Source organism: Vogesella urethralis, assembly GCF_007644045.2.
GTDB classification, from domain to species: Bacteria; Pseudomonadota; Gammaproteobacteria; order Burkholderiales; family Chromobacteriaceae; genus Vogesella; species Vogesella urethralis.
In genome coordinates this window covers 26,705-49,147 of sequence record NZ_VMDW02000112.1, presented here as the reverse complement: position 1 = coordinate 49,147, position 22,443 = coordinate 26,705, and the positions used below count along the sequence as shown (strand labels likewise).

The window sequence follows — 22,443 nt, the reverse complement described above, 5'->3', positions numbered from 1 at the left end:
ACCCCCAGGGCGTGAGCCGCTGGCTTTTAACAGTTATTTACACAGAATAAGCGCCCTTGCGACGATGCGCAAAGACGCTATATGCATAGTATACACAGGGAAGGCCGGTTGCCGAATGCCGAACAGGGCGCCTACAATCGCCCGCTAACGATTTGAAAGGCAGATTACCCATGCAAAACAAACGCTTCGACCAGCTGATTTCCGCGCGCTGGATCATCACGGTGGAACAAGATGGTGTGGTGCTGGAAAACCACGCTGTCGCCATCGCCGACGGCCGCATTGCCGCCATCCTCTCCCCGGAGCAGATTGCCGGCGCCGACGCAGCAGAACGTATCGAACTGGGTAATCATGTGCTGATGCCCGGCCTGGTAAACCTGCACGGCCACAGCGCCATGACCCTGCTGCGCGGCATGGCCGACGACAAGGCACTGATGGACTGGCTGCAAAACCACATCTGGCCGGCCGAAGGCAAACACGTCAGCGACGAGTTCGTCTATGACGGCGCGCTGCTGGCGATGGGCGAGATGTTCCGCAGCGGCACCACCACCATCAACGACATGTACTTCTTCCATGACGCGATGGCACGCGCCGGCCTGCAAGCCGGCATGCGGACTTTCGTGGGCTGTTCGATCCTGGAATTCCCCACCGCCTACGGCCAGAACGCCGACGACTACATTGCCAAGGGCCTGGCCGATGCGGCCAACTACCAGGGCAACGAGCTGATCACCTTCACGCTGGCCCCACACGCGCCGTACACCGTGTCCGACGATACCTTCCGCAAAGTAGTGGCACTGGCAGAAGAGCACGACATGCTGATCCACTGCCACATCCACGAAACCCAGGATGAAGTGAACGGCGGCGTGGCCGAACACGGCGTGCGCCCGCTGACGCGCCTGGACAAGCTGGGCATGCTCAGCCCGCGCCTGATCGCCGCCCACATGGTGCACCTCACCGACGAGGAAATCGCGCTGTGTGCCGAGCGTGGCGTGGCCATCGCCCACAACCCCACGTCCAACATGAAGCTGGCCTCCGGCATCGCCCCGGTACAACAGCTGCTGGACGCCGGCGTGACCGTGGGCATCGGCACCGACGGTGCCGCCTCCAACAACAAGCTGGACATGCTGAGCGAAACCCGCATGGGCGCGCTGCTGGCCAAGGTAGGCACGCTGAACCCGGTAGCGGTACCGGCCGCCACTGCCATCCGCATGGCCACCCAGCTGGGTGCCGACGCGCTGCATATCGGCGACAAGGTGGGTAGCGTCAGCGTGGGCAAGCAGGCCGACCTGATCGCCGTGGACCTGGCGCAGATCGAAACCAGCCCCAGCTTCGACCCGATTTCGCACATCGTGTACGCTGCTGGCCGCGAGCAGGTAAGCCACGTGTGGGTGAACGGCCGCAACGTGCTGCGCGAACGCCAGCTCACCACGCTGGACGAAGCCGATCTGAAAGCCCGTGCCGATGCCTGGCGCGTTCGCATTCTGGCCAAATAAGCAGGAAACCGCATGAGCAACGTAGACGAACTGGAACTGGATAAATTCAGCCAGCTGGCCCACAAGTGGTGGGATACCGATAGCGAGTTCAAACCGCTGCACGAGATCAACCCGCTGCGTCTGGGCTTTATCGATGACTTCGCCGCAATCGCCGGCAAAACGGTGCTGGACGTGGGCTGCGGCGGCGGCATCCTGGCCGAGAGCATGGCGGCGCGCGGCGCCAGCGTGACCGGTATCGACCTGGCCAAGAAATCGCTGAAAGTGGCGCAGCTGCACAGCCTGGAATCGGGCGTCAGCGTCAGCTACCGCTGCGTGGCAGTAGAAGACCTGGCCGCCGAAGCACCGGCCAGCTTCGACGTGGTGACCTGCATGGAAATGCTGGAGCACGTGCCGGACCCGCAAAGCGTGGTACGCGCCTGCGCGCAGCTGGTAAAGCCGGGCGGCTGGGTGTTTTTCTCCACCCTCAACCGCAATGCCAAAGCCTATATGCTGGCGGTACTGGGCGCCGAATACGTGCTGAACATGCTGCCCAAGGGCACGCATGACTACGCCCGTTTCCTGAAGCCGTCGGAGCTGTCGCGCATGGCGCGCAACGCCGGCCTGGGTATCGAAACCCTGCGCGGCATGAGCTACAACCCGCTCACCCGCATCTACAGCCTGGGCGACGATACCGACGTCAACTACCTGATCGCCACCCGCCGCCTGGCCTGAGGCCGGCGGTTTCCCTTGCGGCCAACCCTGCCTTGCGGCAAGGTTGGCCGCACGTCATTCATGGAGCCCGCATGCTCACCTCTCCCCCGTTGCCGCCCAAGGCCCTGCACTGGCTGGCCGAGCTGGGTATTCAGGACCGCAGCGCCTTGCAGGCCTGCGGCAGCGTGCGCGCCTTCCTGTTGCTAAAGGCCGCCGGCCACACGGCCACCGACAAGCTGCTGTTCGCGCTGGAGGCCGCCGCCCGCGGCGTGCATTGGTCCGCGCTGAGTGAGACCGACCGCCAGTGGCTACGCCAGGCCGCCGCCCGGCACGCGCCGGTGCGGCCGCTGCCGCCGGCCAACGAACAGGCCAGCCACATGCAGCAGGCGCTGCAACTGGCCGCCACCGCTGCGGCCAACGGCGAAGTGCCGGTCGGCGCGGTGGTAGTCAAGGATGGCCGCATCATCGGCCGCGGCCACAATCAGCCGGTAGGCAGCCACGACCCCAGCGCGCACGCCGAGATGGTGGCGCTACGGCAGGCAGCACAGGCACTCGGCAACTACCGGCTGCACGGCTGCACGCTGTACGTCACACTGGAACCCTGCGCCATGTGCAGCGGTGCCATACTGCACAGCAGGCTGGACCACGTGATCTACGGTGCCCGCGAAGCCCGCACCGGCGCCGCCGGCAGCGTGATCGACCTGTTTGCCGACCGCCGCCTGAACAGTCATACCGCCATCGATGGTGGTGTGCTGGCCGACGACAGCCGGCAACTGCTGACCGCCTTTTTCGCCACACGGCGTACGGACACCAACCCATGAAAACCTGGCTCACCCTGCTGGCCTTGCTGGCCGGCCCGGCACTGGCCGACGACGCCAGCCTGATCACGGCACTGCAAGCTACCCCGCTGCAGCCGGTACAGCTAAAGCCCAACCCGCGCACCCCCGGCACACCGTGGCTGGAGGTGGGCGTGCGCAGCCAGCAGCTGGCGCTATACGACGAGCGCGGCGTGCCGGTACGGCAATACGTGGTGTCTACCGCCAGCAAGGGTGTGGGCGAGCGCGTCAACAGCTACCAGACGCCACGCGGCTGGCACAAGGTGTGCGAGCGCATCGGCGATGGTATAGAACGCGACACCATCATCTACCGCCGCCAGATCACGCCATGGAAGTACACCCCGCAGCTGCACGCCGAGTACCCGAACAAAGACTGGATCCTCACCCGCATCCTGTGGCTGTGCGGCCAGGAGCCAGGCGTCAACCAGGGCGGCGACGTGGATAGCTACGACCGCGCCATCTACCTGCACGGCGCCGGCGAGCACGTTGCCTTCGGCACCCCCACCTCGCGTGGCTGCGTACGCATGCGCGGCGACGATATCATCGACCTGTACGACATCACCGCCAACGGCATCGACGTCTTCATCAACGAAAACCTGTAACCATGCTGAGCCTCACCACCCCTGCCCTGCTGTTCCCCGCCATTTCGCTGCTGATGCTGGCCTACACCAACCGCTACCTGGCGCTGGCCAGCATCATCCGCGGCCTGTACGACGACTACCAGCAAACGCCCAACGACAAGCTGGTACAGCAGATCGGCAACCTGCGCCGCCGTATTGCGCTGATCAAGGGCATGCAAAGCCTGGGCGTGGGCAGCCTGTTCCTGTGCGTGGTGGCAATGTTCATGATCTACACCGGTTGGCCGCTGGCGGCGCAGTACATCTTCGGTATCAGCCTGTTGCTGCTGATCGGCTCGCTGGCGCTGTCGCTGCTGGAACTGCGCATGTCGACCGACGCGCTGAACATCCTGCTGTCCGACCTGGCCGCCGCCGACGCCAAACGCCAGCGCTAAGTTGGCCGCACGCTGGATAAACCATCCAATCCGCCGCCCGTCACCACTGGCACGGTGACAAGGCGCGCGCCACAAACAAAAAAAATGCCTCTCCCGCAGTGGGAGAGGCAAACACCCGTGTCGTACCTGCAAGGTTCCCTGAGGAACACGCAATAGCTTTCACTATCACTCTTGAAGCAGCTGTTCAAACAAGCACCTTGCGAGCCACTTTGTAGTGTTAGCCCCTGATTCCCTCGCGCGGCCTCGCTTAAACAAGCGTTTGAATAGTACGGGTTTTCCCTGATCCACAGCAAGCTTTGTCCGTTTACGTCACCGAGTGGCTGATGGCTTTACACAACACCCACCAACGCTACCTGACTGAATGTACAGGTTTTCCCGCCGTATCCCCGTGCTGCCGGGCAGTGCTAGAATCCGTCCATGGTCCGATTGCCGGACAAAATAAAGACAACGATAAAATGCATCCTCAGGAGGCCGTCTTGAGCTTCAAGGCTAACGACTCATTAACCGAACAGATTGCGCGCTATCTGGGCAACAAGATCGTCACCGGCGACATCGCTCCCGGCGCCCGCGTGCAGGAGCTGCGCATTGCCGCCGAGCTAGACGTCAGCCGCGGCTCGGTGCGCGAAGCACTGCTGATCCTGCAACGCCGCCATCTGGTGGAAATTTACCCGCGCCGCGGCGCCATCGTATCCAGCATCAGCCGCGACGACGTGCGCGAGCTGTTTGCGCTGTGGTTCCTGCTGCTGGAGGAAGTGGCCGTCCATTTGTCCGGCCACTGGCAGAACGACGACCTGGCCGGCTTCATCGAGCTGATGACCGAGCTGGGCGAGCAGCACCGCAAAGGCGATACCGAGGCGTTCTACACCAGCGGGGTTAACTTCCTCAGCCTGCTGTACCAGCACGCCGGCAACCGCTATACGCAACAGACGCTGTTCGATCTGCTGCCGCAGGCTCAGCGCTGCCTGTACGCCATCCTGCGTACCGGCAAAAGCCAGCTGGAGCGCACCCACAGCTTCCTCGACAACCTGCTCAAAGCCATCATCGCCCGCGACGAAGCGGCATTGCGCCAGATGGTGCCGGCGTTCGGCGCGGCGTACAGCCAGCTGGCACAGGCTGCGGCAGAAGAATTGACGCGCTGACACACGTCACGCGCCATGTAAAAAGGGAGGCCTGCGCCTCCCTTTTTTTACCTGCCCGCCGGCACCTTAACGCCGCGTGTAATCGGCAAACTGGTACGTCAAACCGTTGGCCGCCACTTGCTGTGGCTGCCACGCCACCTGCCATTGCTGCGCGTCCCAGGCCGGGAAGTGGGCGTCACCGGCAATCTGCAGCGTAATGTGCGTCAGCGCCATGGCGTCGGCCAGCGGCAAAGCCTGGGCGTACAGATTGGCCCCGCCGATGATGCACACTTCCGGCGCGTCGCCGGCCAGCGCCAGCGCATCGGGCAGCGAGTGCGCCACCGTCACGCCGTCTTGCTGCCAGTCGGTCTGGCGGGTGATGACGATATTGAGTCGCCCCGGCAGCGGCCGGCCGATGGAGTCGAAGGTTTTGCGCCCCATGATCACCGGCTTGCCCAGCGTTACCGCCTTGAAGTGTTTCAGGTCTTCCGGCAGATGCCATGGCAGCGTGTTGTCGATACCGATGACGCGGTCGTTGGCCATGGCGGCCACCAGCACGATGCGCGGGCTCATACCGCCACCTCGGCCTTGATGTGCGGGTGCGGGTCGTAGCCTTCCAGCGTGAAGTCGTCGAAGCGGAAGGCAAACAAGTCGCGCACGTCGGGGTTCAGCTTCATCACCGGCAGCGGGCGCGGCTCGCGCGTCAGTTGCAGGCGTGCCTGCTCCAGATGGTTGCTGTACAGGTGGGCGTCGCCCAGCGTGTGGATGAATTCACCCGGCTGCAGCTCGCATACCTGGGCAATCATCAGCGTCAGCAAGGCGTAGCTGGCAATGTTGAACGGCACGCCCAGGAAGATGTCGGCCGAACGCTGGTACAGCTGGCACGACAGCTTGCCGTCGGCCACGTAGAACTGGAACAGGCTGTGGCACGGCGGCAGCGCCATGTCGTCGACCAGCGCAGGGTTCCACGCCGACACGATCAGGCGGCGCGAATCAGGGTTGCGGCGCAGCATGTCCAGCAGGTTGGCAATCTGGTCGATGTGGCGGCCATCCGGCGCTGGCCAGCTGCGCCACTGGTAGCCGTACACCGGGCCGAGGTCGCCGTTTTCATCGGCCCACTCGTCCCAAATGCGCACGCCGTTCTCTTTCAGGTAGCGGATATTGGTGTCGCCGGACAAGAACCACAGCAGCTCGTGAATGATGGAGCGCAGGTGGCACTTCTTGGTGGTCACCAGCGGAAAGCCGTCGGCCAGGTTAAAGCGCATCTGGTAGCCGAACACCGAGCGGGTGCCGGTGCCGGTGCGGTCGGACTTGTCGGTGCCGTGTTCCAGCACGTGGCGCATCAGTTCGAGATACTGTTTCATGGGCAACGATAAATAAAAGGGGAATCGCCGGATTTTACCATTGGCTGGCGCTGGCTGCGGCCAACCTTGATGCGATAGCAGCACGCGGCGGCACAATCGGCTACCATGCCCGCTTGATTTCCCATTTCCATTACGACGCAACATGGCCGACAGCGACCAGGAAGACAAGACAGAAGCCCCCTCGGGACGGCGGATCAGCCAGGCCCGGGAGGAAGGTAACGTTCCCCGATCGCGGGAACTGAATACCTTTGCTGTCACCGTTACCGGTCTGGCCATGCTGATGGCGACCGGCCAGAGCATTTATCAGTACCTGCTGAAGGTAATGCACGACTGGCTGGGGTTCGACGCCGCGCGCGCCAAAAGCAGCGACATCATCCTGGAGCAGTTCCGCGCCACGCTGTTCGACGGCCTGAAAGCGATGGCGCCGATGCTGGGCGCCCTGTTTCTGGTGGCTGCCCTCACCCCGATCCTGATCGGCGGCTGGAACTTCACCACCAAAGCCATCATGCCGAACTTCGGCAAGCTCAACCCCATCAGCGGCGTGGCCCGCCTGTTTTCCATCCAGGCCGCCAGCGAAGGTCTGAAAGGCATTCTGAAAAGCGCGCTGATCGGCGGCGTGGCCACCTGGGTGATCTGGAACGAACGCGGCGACCTGATCGGCCTGGTCAGCATGCCGCTGGACCGCGCCCAGATTCACCTGATCGGCTTGATGGAGCACACCTTCCTGATTGTGGTGGGCGCCATGCTGCTGCTGGTGCTGTTCGATGTGCCGTTCCAGCTATGGCAGTACAACAAGCAATTGCGCATGACCAAAGAGGAAGTGAAGCAGGAATACAAGGAACAAGAAGGCTCGCCCGAGGTCAAGGGCCGCATCCGCCAGATGCAGCGCGAGGCGGCACGCCGGCGCATGATGCAGGAAATTCCGAAGGCCAACGTGATCGTCACCAACCCTACCCACTATGCGGTGGCCCTCAGCTATGAGGAAGGCATGAACGCCCCCAAACTGGTGGCCAAGGGCTCGCTGAAAATGGCGGAAAAGATCATCGAGAAGGGTCGCGAACACCAGGTGATGGTACTGCGGGCGCCGCCGTTTGCGCGGGCACTGTACTTTAACGTGGAGCTGGGCGAGGAAGTGCCGAGCAAGCTGTATACCGCCGCCGCGCAGGTGCTGGCCTACGTTCACCAGCTGAAGCACTATGAGAAACAGGGTGGCCTGTCACCGGTTTTCCCCGAAAAACTGGAAGTACCGCCCGAGCTTGACCCTGAAAGCAAACACACTCAACATACTGCGCCCACCGGAAACCATTGATAAGGCATGGACAAGCTGCTGGAATTCCTGAAGAAGATCGACATCAACACCCTGGCAGGCCCGGTCCTGATCATCCTGGTGTTGTCGATGATGGTACTGCCGCTGCCGCCGCTGCTGCTGGACATCTTCTTCACCTTCAACATCGCGGTCTCCATCATCGTGCTGATGGTGGGCATCAATACCCGCGAGCCGCTGGAATTCTCGTCGTTTCCGTCGGTACTGCTGATTACCACCCTGCTGCGGCTGTCGCTGAACGTGGCGTCCAGCCGCGTCATCCTGCTGGAAGGCCACACCGGCACCGGTGCTGCCGGCGCGGTGATCGAATCGTTTGCCCACTTCCTGATCGGTGACAACGTTACCATCGGTATCGTGGTGTTCATCATTCTCACCATCATCAACTTCGTGGTCATCACCAAGGGCGCCGGCCGTATCGCCGAGGTATCCGCCCGCTTCGCGCTGGACGCCATGCCCGGCAAGCAGATGGCCATCGACGCCGACCTCAACGCCGGCATGATCGGCGAAGACGAAGCCCGCATCCGCCGCGCCAAGATTGCCGAAGAGGCCAACTTCTTCGGCTCGATGGACGGTGCGTCCAAGTTCGTGCGCGGCGATGCCATGGCCGGCATCCTGATCATCGTGATCAACATCGTCGGCGGCCTCATCATCGGCATCCTGCAGCACGACATGGCGGTGGCCGACGCGGCCGAAACCTATACCCTGCTCACCATCGGTGACGGCCTGGTGGCGCAGATCCCGGCGCTGATCATTTCCACCGCCGCCGGTATGGTGGTGGCCCGCGTCGGCACCGAAAAAGGCTTGTCCGAGCAGCTGGGCGGCCAACTGTTTGCCAACCCCACCATCCTGTACCTGACCGCCGCCGTCATCGGCATGCTGGGGCTGATCCCCAACATGCCGCACGCCGCCTTCCTGATGATCGCGGCCATCCTGGCCGGCATCGCGCGCTGGCTGGAAAAGAACGCAACACGCAAAGCCCAGGCACCAGCCCAGCCGGACACGCCACCACCGGCCATCCTGGAGCAGCCGCTGGCCGAGGTCAGCTGGAAAGACGTGCAAGCCGTGGACCCGCTGGGGCTGGAGGTGGGCTACCGCCTGATCCCGCTGGTGGACCGCGAGCAGGACGGCGAGCTGCTGCGCCGTATCCGTGGCATCCGCAAGAAAATGGCGCAGGAACTCGGTTTCCTGGTGCCGCCGGTTCACATCCGCGACAACCTGGAAATCCGCCCCAACGCCTACCGCATTCTGCTCAAGGGCGTGGAAATCGGTACCGGCGAAGCCTATCTGGGCCAGTTCCTGGCAATCAACCCCGGCCAGGTCAGCGGCGAGCTGCAGGGCATGCCCACCACCGACCCGGCCTTTGGCCTGCCGGCGGTGTGGATCGAAGCCGGCCGCCGCGAAGAAGCGCAGAACATGGGCTACACCGTGGTCGACGCCAGCACCGTGGTAGCCACTCATATCTCCAACCTGCTGCAGGCGCACGCTGCCGAGCTGCTGGGTCGCGAGGAAGTGCAGGCCCTGATCGACCACGTGGCCAAGGAAGCGCCCAAACTCATCGAAGACCTGGTGCCGAAAGTGGTATCGGTGGGCATTCTGCAAAAAGTGCTGCAGCAGCTGCTGACCGACGGCATCAACCTGCGCGACATCCGTACCATCATCGAAACGCTGGCCGACCACGTCGCGATGACGCAGGATATCGACGAGCTGACCAGCGCGGTGCGTACCGCCCTGTCGCGCGCCATCGTGCAGCAGCTGTTCCCTGGCGAGCAGGAGCTGCCGCTGATGACGCTGGAACCGTCACTGGAAGGCATCCTGCTACAGGCCGTCAACAGCAAGGCCGGCGGCGGGCTGGAACCCGGTCTTGCAGAGAACCTGCTAGCCAACGCCGCACAGCAAACAGAAAATGTTGAAAATCAGGGTTACAATCCAGTCTTGCTGACACCGCCGGGTTTGCGACCACTACTGGCACGCTTTCTGCGCAGGGCACTGCCACAACTGCGTGTGATTTCGCATAATGAGATTCCAGACAGCAAATCCATTCGTATAATTGCGGTGATTGGGGGGAGCAAAGGCTAATAGATGGTCGTCAGAAAGTTCTACGGCAAAACCACACGCGATGCATTGCGCCAGGTTCGGGAAGAGCTTGGCGCTGACGCGTTGATCCTGTCCAACCGTCCCACGTTGGGCGGCGGGGTAGAGATCATGGCCGTAGCCGATGCCGACGTGTCGGCACTGGCCACCACGCTGACGCCGCCTTCGCAGCCCAAACCGCCACGCAACGTGCCGCAACAGCCGGCCCCCGTCAGCCCCGCACCGCAACAGCAAGTATCGCCAGCGGTCAACCGCGCGCTGGCACGCACCTACGCCATGCCGGTGGAACCGCTGGAAGAGCCGCCAGCCCCGCCGCCGCCGCCCCCACCACCGCCAGAACCGCCACGCAATCAGCCGCAACCGTTTCTGGAGCACGTGCAGGCCAGTAGCCGCCGCACGGCCGCCCAGCCAGCCGCAGCGGCCAACCCGCGACGTGCCGACCCCGCGGCCGAGCAGGACCGCGAGCAGATGGCGCAAGAGCTGAAGCAGATCAGCGACGAGATCAAGCAGCTGCGCAGCCTGCTGCAAAGCCAGTTGGCCGGCTTTGCCTGGTCTGACATGGAGCAGCGTGCCCCCAATCGCACCGAACTGTTTCGCCACCTGCTGACTGCCGGCTTCAGCTCGGCGCTGATCCGCCAGCTGACGCAAAAGTTGCCACCGCAATACGACGGCGACGTCGCGCAAAAGTGGGCGCGCTCGGCGCTGATCCACAACCTGAAGTGCATGGACCCGCTGCACGACCCGATCGAAGCCGGCGGCATCTACGCGCTGGTCGGCCCTACCGGCGTCGGCAAGACCACTACCGTCGCCAAGTTGGCCGCACGCGCCACCATGCGCTACGGCGCGCAGAGCGTGGCGCTGATTACCACCGATACCTATCGTATCGGCGCGCAGGACCAGCTGCGCATCTACGGCAAGATTCTGGGCGTGCCGGTGTTTTCGGTGCAAAACGAAGGTGACCTGCAATTGACGCTGGCTGACCTGACGCCGCGCAAGGTGGTACTGATCGACACCGTCGGCATGGGCCAACGCGACGCGCGCGTGCAAAGCCAGCTCGAGATGTTCAACCAGGCCGGCCGCCCGGTACAGCGCCTGCTGCTGCTGGCGGCCAACGCCGACGGCCATACGCTGGAAGACGTGGTACGTCACTACAAGGGCGACGGCCTGACCGGCGCCATCGTATCCAAGATCGACGAGGCGCTGGCGCTGGGCCCCAGCTTGGACGTGGTCATCCGCAACCGGCTGCGCCTGTTCTACGTGACCAACGGCCAGCGCGTGCCGGAAGACATTCACGCCGCCCACGCCGAGCTACTGATCGACCGCGCCCTGCGCGCCGCGCAGCAGAACTCGCCGTTCAACCCCGCCGGCGACGAAATGGCCATCCTCAACGCCGCGCAATCGGGCTGGCTGGGCTGACACCATGAGCGATCAAGCGTCCAGCCTGCGCCTGCAACGCGCCAAGGCCGACTACCCACCCAGCTTCGCCTTCATCGGCGGCGAAGGCAGCGGTGTCAGTACGCTGGTGGGCGAGTTGGCCGCCAGCCTGGCACTGGCCGGCGGGCGCCCGCTGCTGATAGAACACCAGCCCGGCCACCAGCAAGCACGGCGCCTGGGCTTACCGGCCACCGGCACCTTTGCCAGCCTGGCCATTAGCCTGGGTGGTATCAACGAGCTGATGGTGGCGAACCGTTATGGCCTCAATCTGGTCAACCTGGCAGCCAGCAGCGACGACCGCACGCGGCTGTCGCCCAGGCTGTGGCGACGGCTGGCCAACGAGTTTGCCTCGGTAGAAGCCGACAGCAGCGTGCTGCTGATCGACTGCCCGGCCATCGCCGAAGACCCGGCGCCGGCCTGCATTGCCGATAATCTGGTGCTGGTACTGAGCCCGGACGCCGACAGCCTGACCCAGGGCTACGCCAGCCTGAAGCGCTTGGCCGCCGAGTACGCACGGCGCCGATTCAATATACTGGTAAACCGGGCGCAGGATTTTGGCGAAGCCCAGGCGGTGTTCAACCGCCTGAACAGCGTGGCCGGCGACTACCTGTCGGTAGCATTGCGCTGGGTAGGCTTCGTGCCGCTGGACAATACTGTACGCAAGAGCCAGACGCTGCGCCGCCCCACGGTAGAAGCGTTTGCCGACTGCGAGGCTGCGCTGGCCTATCGCCAGCTGGCCGAGATGCTGCCGCGCTGGCACGCGCCCGACCAGAGTGCGCCGCGCAGCAGTTATCTGGAACACTTACTGATGACCACCAAATCGCTTGCAGACTTGACAGGGCCCTGACATGGCAGTGCATCACAAAATGCGGGCATACGCCCAGGCGGCCGAAACCCGCCCGGCGATCGACATCGAGCAGTACACGCCGCTGGTGAAAAAGCTGGCCAGCATGCTGGTGGCACGGCTGCCGGCCAGCGTCGACATCAACGACCTGATCCAGGTCGGCGTGATCGGCCTGATGGAGGCCGCCAAACAGTTCGACCCGGCGCAGGGTGTGCAATTCGAAACCTTTGCCAGCCAGCGCATCCGTGGCGCCATGCTGGACGAGCTGCGCCGCGAAGACTGGATGCCGCGCCAGACGCGCCGCAACAGCCGCCAGATCGAAGACGCCATCCACAAGCTGGAACAGCAACTGGGCCGTTCGCCGATCGAAAGCGAAATCGCCGATTTCATGCAGCTGCCGCTGGACGAATACCAGGCCATGCTGGGCGAGTGCCGTGGCGTGGGCTTGGTGCACTTTGAAGACTTCCAGGACGACGACGGCAACCCCACCCACGGTATCGACAATATTGCCGACGATAATGGCATCGAACCGCTGGCCGTACTCAGCGACGACGGTTTCCGCAGCGCCCTGGTAGATGCCATCAAGCTGCTGCCGGAGCGCGACCAGCTGGTGATGGCGCTGTATTACGAGCAGGAGTTGAACCTGAAGGAAATCGGCGCCGTGCTCGGTGTATCCGAATCGCGCGTCTGTCAGCTGCACAGCCAAGCCATCGCCCGCTTGCGCACCCGCCTGCGCGAGTGGACCTGAACCTAGAGAAAACCGACTTTGGACAAGATCAGTATCGTTGCCGTGCTGGGTGGCCTCACCGCCATCCTGGCCGGCCAGGCGCTGGAAGGCGGCCACCTGGGCTCGCTGCTGCAGCTCACTGCCTTTCTTATCGTTATCGGTGGCACGGCCAGCGCGGTGATGCTGCAAAGCACGCCCAAGCAGTTTGTCACCGGCCTGCGCATGGCACGCTGGGTATTCAGCCCGCCGCTGTTCGAATACGACAAGCAGATCCGCGAGATCGTCACCTGGAGCCAGACCTCGCGCCGTGGCGGCCTGCTGGCGCTGGAAGGCTTCGTCAACAGCCAGAAAGACCCGTTCACCAAGAAGGCATTGCAGATGCTGGTGGACGGTGGCGAGCCGCAAAGCATCCGCGAAGTACTGGAAACCGAGCTGGATAGCCACGAACACAGCCGCAAGCAAGCCGCCAAGATCTGGGAATCGGCCGGTGGCTACTCGCCCACCATGGGTATTCTGGGGGCCGTGCTGGGCCTGATCCACGTGATGGAAAACCTGTCCGACCCGTCGAAGCTGGGTGGCGGCATTGCCGTGGCTTTCGTCGCCACCGTGTACGGTGTGGGTGCGGCCAACCTGCTGTTCCTGCCGATGGCCACCAAGCTGAAACACCTGATCCGGCTGGAAAGTACTGCCAAGGAGCTGGTGATGGAAGGCGTAGTGGCCATCGCCAACGGCGAAAACCCGCGCCTGATCGAGGCCCGGCTGCGCGGTTTTGCCAGCATCAACAGCTAATCACACGCCGTTAAAAGCACAAGGCCACCCTGCGGGTTAATGCTAGTCAGTTAACGCTGACTGGCGTCTTTTTGGCTAGGAGTTTGCTGCTTTCAGGAATGCTTTTGTGTCCGCGATGCGGACGATGTTTACATGCCGGTTCCGCCCGGCAGACGGGAAAGGGGGCGGATTGCCGCCCCCTTTTCATTCCCCCGCAACCCGGGGCTGCTCGAAACCCCGTCCAAAATGGCACGCCCCAGGCGCCGCCGAACTCGCCCCTCGCTAACGGCTCGGGGCTCAAACAAATCGGCGTCTTAAAACCTGGGGCGCACCATTTTGACCGGCTCGCGCCAACGGGATGGGGCGCTTCACTCACGTCCTGCTACTTGAAAACCAAGCACATTCGCCTAACTGACTGGCATTAACCCTGCGGGTGGCCTTGTGCTTTATGCAACAGAAGCGCTGGCAGGCGCCAGCTGGCGCAGCTCGGCGTTGTCCATCGGCTTCTTGATGAACGACGCCAGCAGCTTATAGGTATCCACATCAAAGCGCGGCGTGCCCTGCGGCGCCTGCGCCTCGTCGCGGCGGCTACCCAGGTAACACCAGCGGTCGAACAGGTGCTCTTCCCACTCGCCGCTCACCGGGTCGGTCTCGCGTACCGCCACCGGCCCCGGGTACGGCCAGCTTTTCACCTTGATCTTGCCCAGCGCATGCAGCAGGCGCAGGTTGTGATGGTCGGCGTCTTCCTTGCCGATACAGGCGCCCTTGCAGCGGCCGATCTGGTAGGCAAAGCAGGCGCCCTTGCGTGCGCCGCGCTTTTCCAGCTGCAGACAGGTCTGGCAGAGGCCGTTGGCCTCGCACAGCTCGGTCAGCGCCTTTTTGGCCTCTTTCTGGGTACGGAACAGGCCGTAAATGGCATCCAGGCGGGCAAAGTCCATATCGCGGGCGTAGACGATGCGCGGCAGCAGAAAGCCATCGCCATCGCGCGCCAACTGCAACGTGCACAGCTCCTGTTCCAGCCGGCCGCGCTGGTTGTGCAGCGGCTTCTTGTCCTTGATCAGCTGCAGTTCCAGCAGCAAGGCGCCGAACTCGCCCACGGTCTCCACCCACTCCACGTGCCGGATTTCCTGGCTGATGCGCATTTCCTTGTGCTGGCGGTGGTCACCGCTGAAGTGCGACAACACGCGGCTGCGCAGGTTGACGCTCTTGCCCACGTACAGCGGCAGCCGCTTCTCGTCAAAGAACAGGTAGACGCCGGGCACGTCGGGCAGGTTGTCCACCACTTCCGGGTCCAGCCCCGGCGGCACCGACGGCAAGGCCATCAGTTCGCGGGCGGCATCTTCCACCGTCTGCCGGCCCAGCGTCTGCAACGTTTGCTGCAAGAACTGGTACACCGCTTCGGCGTCGGCCAGCGCGCGATGGCGTTCGGCCAGCACAATGCCGTGGCGGGCGATGATGCTGTCGAGGTTGTGCTTGTAGTGCTGCGGGTACAGCCGGCGCGACAGCTTGACGGTGCATAGCACGTCGCTGCGGAAGCTCAGGCCGACGCGTTTGAATTCGTTCTTCAGGAAGCCGTAGTCGAAACGCACGTTGTGCGCGATGAACAGGCGGCCCTGCAGCTTTTCCAGCAGCTCGGCGGCGATGTCGGCAAACGGCGGCGCGTCGGCCACCATCGCATTGCTGATGCCGGTCATCTGTTCGATGAAGGCGGGGATGGTCTGCCCCGGGTTGACCAGGAAGTCGATGCGCTCCACGCGCTCGCCGTCCACCAGGATCAGGCCGACTTCGGTAATCCGGTCGCGGGTGATATGGCCACCGGTGGTTTCCAGGTCCACGATGGCCAGGGCTTGCTCAAACAGCATTGAAAATACTCGGAAAATTCGACGTGAAGGCTGCCCGCAGGCAGGAGGCGCAGCCTATCACAGTGACAGCCGGGGTCAAGCCGGCTGCAGCGCCTGCCACACCCGCCATGCTACCCAAGCATCGTTGGCCGCGTACAGCTGCTGCGCGTCGGACAGCTCGCGCAGCGACCAGTTGGAGGTGGACTGCTTTTTCGACTTGCGGAAATACTGGCCGAACAGCTGCGCCACTGCCTGCACGGCGCCAATGGTCAGCCGCTTGTCCTCGCACTGGAACAGGTTGCCCAGGTCCAGCAGGTTCAGATCAGTCACGCCGAAGCGGTTTTTCAGGTGGGCACGGTCGGAGCTGAGGTCGAAACCGGCCAGCGTCAGGCCCGGGCGTGACAGCAACTGGGCCAGCGGCGCCGGCATCGGCCCCTCCCCCAGCGGAAACAGCCAGGCGTGGTCGGCGCTGGCCAACTGCACCAGGTGCGGCCCGGTGGGCTGCTGGCCCTTGTGGAAGGTTGGCCGCGACTCGGTATCAAAACCCAGCACGGTGTGGCCCTGCAGGGCGTCAATGGCGGCCGCCAGCGCGGCGTCGTCGCGTACCAGCGTGATCTGCGCCAGGCCCAGCGCGGCAAACGGCGGCAGCGCCTTGATTTCTTCTTTCGGGATATGGCGGGTAATCTTCATGGCGATAACGGCAAACGGGCAAAGCGTCTTTTTGCCACAGAATCGGCAAAAAGACACGCAAAGAAAAGCGAACGGCAGACCGGCTAGCCGTCGCGGGCCGCCGGCAGGCAAGAAAAAGCCGCCCCGAAGAGCGGCTAGCAGCGTGCGGCCAACCTTCAGCCTCAGGCCGACAGTTCCAGCATCAGCTTGTTGATGCGCTTCACGAACGCGGCCGGGTCTTCCAGCTTGCCGCCTTCGGCCAGCAGCGCCTGGTCGTACAGCACATTGGCCAGGTCTTCGCGACGGTTGTCGTCGGACTCGGCGGCCAGGCGTTTCACCAGCACGTGCTCGGGGTTGATTTCCAGCGTCGGCTTGGCACCTTCCGGTACCGGCTGGCCGGCGGCTTTCAGCATGCGCTCTAGGTGGGCACTCATGTCGTGCTCGCCCACCACCAGGCAAGCCGGGCTATCGGTCAGGCGGGCGGTGGCACGGACGTCCTTCACACGTTCGCCCAGCGCTTTCTGTACCAGCTCTACCACCGGCTTGGCGGCTTCTTCCACCTGCTTTTGCGCTTCCTTGTCGGCTTCGTCTTCCAGCGCGCCCAAGTCCAGCGCGCCTTTGGCCACCGATTGCAGCTTCTTGCCATCAAACTCGGTCAGCGAGCCGGTCACCCACTCGTCGACGCGGTCGGTCAGCAGCAGCACCTCCACACCCTTCTTCTTGAATACTTCCAGGTGCGGGCTGTTACGCGCGGCAGACAGCGTATCGGCAGTGATGAAGTAGATTTTGTCCTGGCCTTCTTTCATGCGGCCAACATAGTCCGCCAGCGACACGGTGGGTACGTCGCCGTCGCTCGCGGTGGACACGAAGCGCAGCAGCTTGGCGATGCGCTCCTTGTTGCCGAAGTCTTCGCCGACGCCTTCTTTCAGCACCTGGCCGAATTCTTTCCAGAAGTCGGCGTATTTTTCCGGCTGGTTATTGGCCAGGTCTTCCAGCAGGCCCAGCACTTTCTTCACGCAGCCGGCGCGGATGGCGTCGATGTCCTTCGATTCCTGCAGGATTTCGCGCGACACGTTCAGCGGCAGGTCGTTGCTGTCGATAACGCCGCGCACGAAGCGCAGGTACTGCGGCATCAGCTTGTTGCTGTCTTCCATGATGAACACGCGGCGCACGTACAGTTTCACACCCTGCTTGCGGTCGCGGTCCCACATGTCGAACGGGGCGCGCGACGGGATGTACAGCAGCTCGGTGTACTCCTGGCGGCCTTCGACGCGGGCGTGGCTCCAGGCCAGCGGGTCGGTGAAGTCGTGGGCAACGTGCTTGTAGAACTCCTTGTACTGCTCTTCGCTGATGTCGTTCTTGCTGCGGGTCCACAGCGCGGAGGCTTCGTTGACGGTTTCAAAGTCGTCGCTGACGATGACTTCGCCGTTTTCGCCGTAGCTGTTGCCCTTTTTCATCTCGATGGGGATGGAGATGTGGTCGGAATAGGTACGCACGATGCGCTTCAGCGACCAGTCGTTGAGGAATTCCTCGTTGCCCTCTTTCAGGTGCAGCACGATCTCGGTACCGCGCTCGGCTTTTTCTACCTGCTCCAGCGTGAAGTCGCCCTCACCGGCCGACTCCCAGCGCACGCCTTCACTGGCAGCAGCGCCGGCACGGCGGGTGGTCAGCGTGACCTTGTCGGCCACGATGAAGGCCGAGTAAAAGCCCACACCGAACTGGCCGATCAGGTTGGCGTCTTTCTTGGCGTCGCCGGACAGCTGCTCGAAGAAAGCCTTGGTACCGGACTTGGCGATGGTACCGATGTTGGCGATCACTTCGTCACGGCTCATGCCGATGCCGTTGTCGGTGATGGTGATGGTCTTGGCATCGCTGTCTACCGCGATGCGGATTTTCAGATCCGGGTCGTTCTCGAACAGGGCCGCATTGTTCAGGCCCTCGAAACGCAGCTTGTCGGCCGCATCGCTGGCGTTGGAAACCAGCTCACGCAGGAAGATCTCCTTGTTGGAGTACAGGGAGTGGATCATCAGCTTCAAAAGCTGTTTGACTTCGGTCTGAAAACCCAGGGTTTCTTTCTGTGCGCTCATAGTGTCTGTCTGAGTAATTAACGACGGTAAGCGCAAGATAGGGTTGGCCGCACCGATTTCAAGCCCCCAACCCCTACCGCTGGCAGGGTTGGCCGCTGCGGCATTTTGGCGACGTCCATCACACCACGGCCAGACCCGTACGCTTTTTTGCGCAAAAGCACCGCCACGCTGTCGTAAGATGAAACAACAAACCGAAATACGGAACGACCATGCATAGCATCAAGGTACGCTTGCTGATCTGGATCCTGTTTGCCCTGCTGCTGGTACTGGGCGCTACCGGCTTTGCCTAGTACCGCAGTACGCTGGCGCTGGAAGAACAGGATTACCAAGCGCTGAAGGACGGCCTGAAACAACGGCTGGCGCTGTCGCTGCCGCACGGCGTATGGCAGCTGGACGACGAGTTCATCCGCCTCACGCTGGACGCCGAGCTGGAATCTGCCGCCGTGGTGGGTATGCGGGTCGAAGGCGACGCCGGCCTGTACCTGGGCCACCAGAACCTGCCCGATGGCCGAGTGGTCAATCTGAAGAAAGACGAAACGGTCAAAGCCGACGAGAGCCTGGTGCTACCGGTGCTGTACCAGCAGCGCGATAACCTGGGCAATGTCACCATCTATCTGTCGCGCGCCCGTATCAACGACCGCATTGAAAGCGAAATCCTGCGCCAGGTGATACAGGCGGTGCTGGTGGCCGTCAGCCTGTCCATCATCCTGATGTTGCTGCTGCGCGGCTATGTGTTCTCGCCGATCAAGGAGCTGCACGCTGCGCTGGTGCGGGCCTCGCGGCTGGAGGCCAACGAAAACATCATGCTGCCGGAAGCCCGCTTTTCCGAGTTTTCGGAGCTGGTACACGGCGTCAATGCCATTACCCAGAAAATCAGCAAGGAACTGGTACTACGCCGCGACGCCGAGTCCGGCGCACTTGAGCAAAAAGAACGCGCCGAAAGCGCCTATCAGCAACTGCTGGATACCCAGGACACGCTGATCCGCACCGAAAAGCTGGCCTCGCTAGGCGGACTGGTAGCCGGCGTGGCACACGAGATCAATACCCCGGTCGGCATTACCCTCACCGCCGCCTCGCACCTGTCGCTGGCAACCCAGCAGATTGTCAGCCAGTTCAGCAGCGGCCAGATCAAGAAAAGCGAGTTGCAGGATTACCTGCAAAATGCGGAAGAATCGTCGGCCCTGATCCTGAGTAACGCCGAACGGGCGGCCAACCTGATCCACAGCTTCAAGCAAGTGGCGGTAGACCAGACCAGCGAGGCGCGCCGCACCTTCGACCTGAACGAATACCTGCACGAAGTCATTACCAGCCTGCGGCCCAAGCTGCGACGTTCGCACATCCAGGTGGAAATCGACTGCCCGGAAGGGCTGGATATGGACAGTTTTCCCGGCGCCTTGTCGCAGGTGGTCACAAATCTGGTGATGAATGCCCTGCTTCATGCCTATGATGAAGAGCAGGAAGGCACCATCTTGCTGAAAGCCGATACCTTGTCCGGCAACCGGGTGCGCTTGCTGGTCAGCGACGACGGTCGCGGCATCCCCAAAGACAATCTGGAACGCATTTTCGAGCCCTTCTTCACTACCAAGCGGGGCAATGGCGGCAGCGGTCTGGGCTTGCACATCGTCTTCAATATTGTCTTCAAGCGCCTGGGGGGTAACATTACCGTGGACAGTATGGTGGGAGAGGGGACCCGCTTTACCGTAACCCTGCCCTGCGTGGCACCAGAACAACAAGCGTAAGGAACCAGCATGAGCGAACTGAACAACAACGAAGACTGGCTGCTGGATGACATTAGCGAACCGGAATGCGGTACACCGCAACGCCGCCCTTGGAACGTGCTGATCATCGATGATGAAAAGGACGTCCACAGTGCTACTCGCCTCGCCATCAAGGACCTGCGCTACAAAGAACGTCCGCTCGCCCTGCACAGTGCTTACAGCGCCGCCGAAGGCTTCGAGCTACTGCGCCAGCACCCCGATATCGCGCTGATCCTGTTAGACGTGGTGATGGAAACCGACGACGCCGGTTTGCGCCTGGTGGAGCGCATCCGCAATGAACTGGGCAATACCGTGTCGCGTATCGTGCTGCGTACCGGTCAGCCCGGGCAGGCGCCAGAGCAGGAAGTCATCCTCAATTACGACATCAACGACTACAAAACCAAAACCGAGCTGACGGTGCAAAAGCTGTTCACCACCGTCATCGCCTCGCTGCGCGCTTACGAAAACCTGATCGCCATCGAGAAAAACCGCCAGGGCCTGTCCAAGATCCTGGAAGGCGCCAGCGACCTGTACCGGCTGCGCTCGCTGAAAGAGTTTGCGTCCGGCGTACTGAAGCAGATCAGCGCCATTCTGGACGTGGGAACGGATGGCGTGCTGTGCATGGAAAACACGCACAATGCCGGCCGCCCACAGCTGGAAGTACTGGCCGCTACCGGTGCGTTTGAGGGCTTGCTGAACAAGAACGATAGCGAAATCGCCCGCAACTTCCCCGACCTGCACGCCGCCATCAAGGAAGCGTTAAGCAACAAGGTGAACGTCTACCGCCACCCGCTGGATATCCTGTACATCTCGTCGCAGAACGGTCGCGAATTCGTGGTGCACTTCTCGCCGCCGTGGCCGCTGGAAGACGTGGAGCGCAGCCTGCTGGAGGTGTATTGTCAGCGCATCTCTTCCGCCTACGACAACCTGTATCTGTACTCGCAGCTGATCAGCTCACAGGAGGCCACCGTCGTCGCGCTAGCCGATCTGGCCGAATTCCGCGATACCGATACCGGTGAACACGTACTACGCGTTCAGCTGCTAAGTGATGCCATTGCCGGCGAACTGCAGCGCATGGGCGTGTATAGCCAAGATCTGACACCTCGCTTCATGGAAATGATCGGCATGGCCAGTATCCTGCACGACGTAGGCAAAGTGGGAACCCCGGACCATATCCTGTTCAAGCCCGGCCGCCTGGACCCGGAAGAGCGCCTGATCATGGAGCAGCACGCCACTATCGGCGCCAACATCCTGCGCAAGGCCAGCACCATGGTGGAAGGCGTCAGCTACCTGTCGATGGGCGCCGACATTGCCGGCGGCCACCATGAATACTTTGACGGCAGCGGCTACCCGCACAAACTCAAAGGCCAGGATATTCCGCTGTCGGCCCGTATTGTGGCCGTGGTGGACGTGTTCGACGCGCTGCTGCACAAGCGCCCGTACAAAGAACCGTGGCCGCTGCAGGAGGTACTGGATTACATCGCCGGGCGTGCCAATACCCAGTTCGACCCCAATGTGGTCACCGCACTGATGCAGCTGGTCAACGAACGCCGCCTGCCGGCACCACTGCTGGGGCCACTGGAGCGCGACAAGGCAGACCACTGAGCCCGCGCCGGCCACAAAAAAGCCTGCCAGTGTGGCAGGCTTTTTTATTTAGCAGGCAGGCAGCTGCAAACGAAAAAAGCGGGGTTACCCCCGCCTTTGTTTGCCGTTTGGCTACGCTCAGGCGCCCAAGGCGGCCAGTACGGTATCGCGAACGACTTCTACCGCCTGGGTACCGTCGATCTTCACGTACTTCGGCGCTTTGGCGTCGCCGGAAGCGGCCATCTGCGAGTAGAAACCCACCAGCACTTCTGTCTGCTCGTGGTACACGTCCAGGCGCTTCTTCACGGTTTCTGCCTTGTCGTCATCACGCTGTACCAGCGGCTCGCCGGTCTCGTCGTCCACGCCTTCCGCTTTCGGCGGGTTGTACTTGACGTGGTAGGTACGGCCGGAAGCCACGTGCACGCGGCGGCCGGACATGCGATCGATGATGTTTTCGTCCGGCACGTCGATTTCGACCACGTAGTCGATATCCACGCCGGCTTCTTTCATCGCTTCGGCTTGCGGGATGGTGCGCGGGAAACCGTCAAACAGGAAACCGTTGGCGCAATCGGCTTCGGCGATACGCTCTTTCACCAGACCGATGATGATGTCGTCACGGACCAGGCCGCCGGCATCCATGATCTTCTTGGCTTCCACGCCCAGCGGGGTGCCGGCCTTTACCGCAGCACGCAGCATGTCACCGGTGGAAATCTGCGGAATGCCGAATTTTTCCTTGATGTAGTTTGCCTGGGTACCCTTACCGGCGCCCGGTGCGCCCAACAGAATCAACTTCATCGTTTACTCCCA

At 62.6% G+C, this 22,443-nt stretch carries 21 protein-coding genes; 14 read left to right on the top strand and 7 right to left on the bottom strand.

Annotation, left to right across the window (positions count from 1 at the left end; all coding sequences use genetic code 11):
- Nucleotides 1–170 precede the first annotated feature (170 nt).
- The 6 genes from FLQ03_RS14710 to FLQ03_RS14685 all read left to right on the top strand — a co-directional run bounded on the left by FLQ03_RS14710 (nucleotide 171) and on the right by FLQ03_RS14685 (nucleotide 5,167).
- Nucleotides 171–1,490: a TRZ/ATZ family hydrolase gene (locus tag FLQ03_RS14710; protein ID WP_144373680.1), complete on the top strand. Its 1,320-nt coding sequence runs from the start codon at nucleotides 171–173 to the stop codon at nucleotides 1,488–1,490.
- Nucleotides 1,491–1,502: 12 nt separating this feature from the next.
- Nucleotides 1,503–2,201 carry a bifunctional 2-polyprenyl-6-hydroxyphenol methylase/3-demethylubiquinol 3-O-methyltransferase UbiG gene (ubiG, locus tag FLQ03_RS14705; protein WP_144373679.1) on the top strand — a complete coding sequence of 233 codons (699 nt, stop codon included), beginning with the start codon at nucleotides 1,503–1,505 and terminating at the stop codon, nucleotides 2,199–2,201.
- A gap of 71 nt (nucleotides 2,202–2,272) precedes the next feature.
- On the top strand, nucleotides 2,273–3,001 hold the full coding sequence (gene tadA / locus FLQ03_RS14700; protein WP_144373678.1) for a tRNA adenosine(34) deaminase TadA: 729 nt from the start codon (nucleotides 2,273–2,275) through the stop codon (nucleotides 2,999–3,001).
- Nucleotides 2,998–3,618, top strand: coding sequence for a L,D-transpeptidase (locus tag FLQ03_RS14695; RefSeq protein ID WP_144373677.1), 621 nt, complete (start codon nucleotides 2,998–3,000; stop codon nucleotides 3,616–3,618). The genes tadA and FLQ03_RS14695 overlap by 4 nt, the downstream gene beginning before the upstream one ends.
- Before the next feature lie 2 nt (nucleotides 3,619–3,620).
- Entirely contained in the window at nucleotides 3,621–4,028 is a 408-nt protein-coding gene (locus tag FLQ03_RS14690; protein ID WP_144373676.1) for a DUF2721 domain-containing protein, read from the top strand.
- 476 nt (nucleotides 4,029–4,504) lie between these two features.
- Nucleotides 4,505–5,167 carry a GntR family transcriptional regulator gene (locus tag FLQ03_RS14685; RefSeq protein WP_144373675.1) on the top strand — a complete coding sequence of 221 codons (663 nt, stop codon included), beginning with the start codon at nucleotides 4,505–4,507 and terminating at the stop codon, nucleotides 5,165–5,167.
- Nucleotides 5,168–5,233: 66 nt separating this feature from the next.
- Here the strand turns inward: FLQ03_RS14685 and FLQ03_RS14680 are convergent, their stop codons facing one another.
- Together FLQ03_RS14680 and FLQ03_RS14675 are read right to left on the bottom strand one after the other, a co-directional pair.
- Nucleotides 5,234–5,719 (bottom strand): dihydrofolate reductase, encoded by a 486-nt coding sequence (locus FLQ03_RS14680; RefSeq protein WP_144373674.1) that lies wholly within the window; start codon nucleotides 5,717–5,719, stop codon nucleotides 5,234–5,236.
- Complete coding sequence (locus FLQ03_RS14675) at nucleotides 5,716–6,510, bottom strand: thymidylate synthase (protein ID WP_144373673.1); 795 nt, start codon at nucleotides 6,508–6,510, stop codon at nucleotides 5,716–5,718. Before FLQ03_RS14675 ends, FLQ03_RS14680 begins: the two co-directional genes overlap by 4 nt.
- Before the next feature lie 142 nt (nucleotides 6,511–6,652).
- On the opposite strand from FLQ03_RS14675, the gene flhB reads away from it, so the two are divergent.
- Genes flhB through FLQ03_RS14645 form a run of 6 tightly spaced genes read left to right on the top strand, consistent with a single transcriptional unit; the run spans nucleotide 6,653 to nucleotide 13,719 of the window.
- A complete protein-coding gene (gene flhB / locus FLQ03_RS14670) occupies nucleotides 6,653–7,819 on the top strand; it encodes a flagellar biosynthesis protein FlhB (protein WP_144373672.1) in 1,167 nt (388 codons plus the stop codon).
- 6 nt (nucleotides 7,820–7,825) lie between these two features.
- Nucleotides 7,826–9,910, top strand: coding sequence for a flagellar biosynthesis protein FlhA (flhA, locus tag FLQ03_RS14665; RefSeq protein WP_144373671.1), 2,085 nt, complete (start codon nucleotides 7,826–7,828; stop codon nucleotides 9,908–9,910).
- 3 nt (nucleotides 9,911–9,913) lie between these two features.
- A complete protein-coding gene (gene flhF, locus FLQ03_RS14660) occupies nucleotides 9,914–11,341 on the top strand; it encodes a flagellar biosynthesis GTPase FlhF (protein ID WP_144373670.1) in 1,428 nt (475 codons plus the stop codon).
- A 4-nt stretch (nucleotides 11,342–11,345) separates the two neighbouring features.
- On the top strand, nucleotides 11,346–12,206 hold the full coding sequence (locus tag FLQ03_RS14655) for a MinD/ParA family ATP-binding protein (RefSeq protein WP_144373669.1): 861 nt from the start codon (nucleotides 11,346–11,348) through the stop codon (nucleotides 12,204–12,206).
- Nucleotides 12,207–12,225: 19 nt separating this feature from the next.
- Nucleotides 12,226–12,951 carry an RNA polymerase sigma factor FliA gene (locus FLQ03_RS14650; RefSeq protein WP_240802282.1) on the top strand — a complete coding sequence of 242 codons (726 nt, stop codon included), beginning with the start codon at nucleotides 12,226–12,228 and terminating at the stop codon, nucleotides 12,949–12,951.
- Nucleotides 12,952–12,969: 18 nt separating this feature from the next.
- Nucleotides 12,970–13,719 (top strand): flagellar motor protein, encoded by a 750-nt coding sequence (locus FLQ03_RS14645; RefSeq protein WP_144373667.1) that lies wholly within the window; start codon nucleotides 12,970–12,972, stop codon nucleotides 13,717–13,719.
- A 425-nt stretch (nucleotides 13,720–14,144) separates the two neighbouring features.
- On the opposite strand, the gene FLQ03_RS14640 is transcribed toward FLQ03_RS14645, so the two are convergent.
- The 4 genes from FLQ03_RS14640 to FLQ03_RS14625 all read right to left on the bottom strand — a co-directional run bounded on the left by FLQ03_RS14640 (nucleotide 14,145) and on the right by FLQ03_RS14625 (nucleotide 18,786).
- The gene (locus FLQ03_RS14640) at nucleotides 14,145–15,560 is read right to left on the bottom strand and encodes an exonuclease domain-containing protein (protein ID WP_144373666.1); all 1,416 of its coding nucleotides are present in this window, start codon (nucleotides 15,558–15,560) and stop codon (nucleotides 14,145–14,147) included.
- A gap of 75 nt (nucleotides 15,561–15,635) precedes the next feature.
- Nucleotides 15,636–16,229, bottom strand: a complete 594-nt coding sequence (locus FLQ03_RS14635) for a 3'-5' exonuclease (RefSeq protein WP_144373665.1) — start codon at nucleotides 16,227–16,229, stop codon at nucleotides 15,636–15,638.
- Between the two features lie 161 nt (nucleotides 16,230–16,390).
- Nucleotides 16,391–18,295, bottom strand: coding sequence for a molecular chaperone HtpG (gene htpG / locus FLQ03_RS14630; protein WP_144373664.1), 1,905 nt, complete (start codon nucleotides 18,293–18,295; stop codon nucleotides 16,391–16,393).
- Between the two features lie 17 nt (nucleotides 18,296–18,312).
- On the bottom strand, nucleotides 18,313–18,786 hold the full coding sequence (locus tag FLQ03_RS14625; protein ID WP_144373663.1) for a hypothetical protein: 474 nt from the start codon (nucleotides 18,784–18,786) through the stop codon (nucleotides 18,313–18,315).
- Between FLQ03_RS14625 and FLQ03_RS14620 the strand changes: the two genes are divergently transcribed.
- Nucleotides 18,748–20,034, top strand: a complete 1,287-nt coding sequence (locus FLQ03_RS14620) for a sensor histidine kinase (RefSeq protein WP_144373662.1) — start codon at nucleotides 18,748–18,750, stop codon at nucleotides 20,032–20,034. The two genes, FLQ03_RS14625 and FLQ03_RS14620, sit on opposite strands and share 39 nt — an antisense overlap.
- 9 nt (nucleotides 20,035–20,043) lie before the next feature.
- The gene (locus FLQ03_RS14615; protein WP_144373661.1) at nucleotides 20,044–21,657 is read left to right on the top strand and encodes a DUF3369 domain-containing protein; all 1,614 of its coding nucleotides are present in this window, start codon (nucleotides 20,044–20,046) and stop codon (nucleotides 21,655–21,657) included.
- Nucleotides 21,658–21,774: 117 nt separating this feature from the next.
- On the opposite strand, the gene adk is transcribed toward FLQ03_RS14615, so the two are convergent.
- A complete protein-coding gene (gene adk, locus FLQ03_RS14610) occupies nucleotides 21,775–22,431 on the bottom strand; it encodes an adenylate kinase (protein ID WP_144373660.1) in 657 nt (218 codons plus the stop codon).
- Nucleotides 22,432–22,443 lie beyond the last annotated feature (12 nt).

What these genes read in the sequence shown, in the direction of transcription:
- flhF (WP_144373670.1), top strand. Translation starts at nt 9,914, where the DNA reads ATGGTCGTCAGAAAGTTCTACGGCAAAACCACACGCGATGCATTGCGC.
- flhA (WP_144373671.1), top strand. Translation starts at nt 7,826, where the DNA reads ATGGACAAGCTGCTGGAATTCCTGAAGAAGATCGACATCAACACCCTG.
- FLQ03_RS14655 (WP_144373669.1), top strand. Translation starts at nt 11,346, where the DNA reads ATGAGCGATCAAGCGTCCAGCCTGCGCCTGCAACGCGCCAAGGCCGAC.
- htpG (WP_144373664.1), bottom strand. Translation starts at nt 18,295, where the DNA reads ATGAGCGCACAGAAAGAAACCCTGGGTTTTCAGACCGAAGTCAAACAG.
- FLQ03_RS14710 (WP_144373680.1), top strand. Translation starts at nt 171, where the DNA reads ATGCAAAACAAACGCTTCGACCAGCTGATTTCCGCGCGCTGGATCATC.
- tadA (WP_144373678.1), top strand. Translation starts at nt 2,273, where the DNA reads ATGCTCACCTCTCCCCCGTTGCCGCCCAAGGCCCTGCACTGGCTGGCC.
- FLQ03_RS14620 (WP_144373662.1), top strand. Translation starts at nt 18,748, where the DNA reads ATGCGGGTCGAAGGCGACGCCGGCCTGTACCTGGGCCACCAGAACCTG.
- FLQ03_RS14680 (WP_144373674.1), bottom strand. Translation starts at nt 5,719, where the DNA reads ATGAGCCCGCGCATCGTGCTGGTGGCCGCCATGGCCAACGACCGCGTC.
- FLQ03_RS14650 (WP_240802282.1), top strand. Translation starts at nt 12,226, where the DNA reads ATGCGGGCATACGCCCAGGCGGCCGAAACCCGCCCGGCGATCGACATC.
- FLQ03_RS14695 (WP_144373677.1), top strand. Translation starts at nt 2,998, where the DNA reads ATGAAAACCTGGCTCACCCTGCTGGCCTTGCTGGCCGGCCCGGCACTG.
- adk (WP_144373660.1), bottom strand. Translation starts at nt 22,431, where the DNA reads ATGAAGTTGATTCTGTTGGGCGCACCGGGCGCCGGTAAGGGTACCCAG.
- ubiG (WP_144373679.1), top strand. Translation starts at nt 1,503, where the DNA reads ATGAGCAACGTAGACGAACTGGAACTGGATAAATTCAGCCAGCTGGCC.
- FLQ03_RS14635 (WP_144373665.1), bottom strand. Translation starts at nt 16,229, where the DNA reads ATGAAGATTACCCGCCATATCCCGAAAGAAGAAATCAAGGCGCTGCCG.
- FLQ03_RS14690 (WP_144373676.1), top strand. Translation starts at nt 3,621, where the DNA reads ATGCTGAGCCTCACCACCCCTGCCCTGCTGTTCCCCGCCATTTCGCTG.
- flhB (WP_144373672.1), top strand. Translation starts at nt 6,653, where the DNA reads ATGGCCGACAGCGACCAGGAAGACAAGACAGAAGCCCCCTCGGGACGG.
- FLQ03_RS14675 (WP_144373673.1), bottom strand. Translation starts at nt 6,510, where the DNA reads ATGAAACAGTATCTCGAACTGATGCGCCACGTGCTGGAACACGGCACC.
- FLQ03_RS14640 (WP_144373666.1), bottom strand. Translation starts at nt 15,560, where the DNA reads ATGCTGTTTGAGCAAGCCCTGGCCATCGTGGACCTGGAAACCACCGGT.
- FLQ03_RS14615 (WP_144373661.1), top strand. Translation starts at nt 20,044, where the DNA reads ATGAGCGAACTGAACAACAACGAAGACTGGCTGCTGGATGACATTAGC.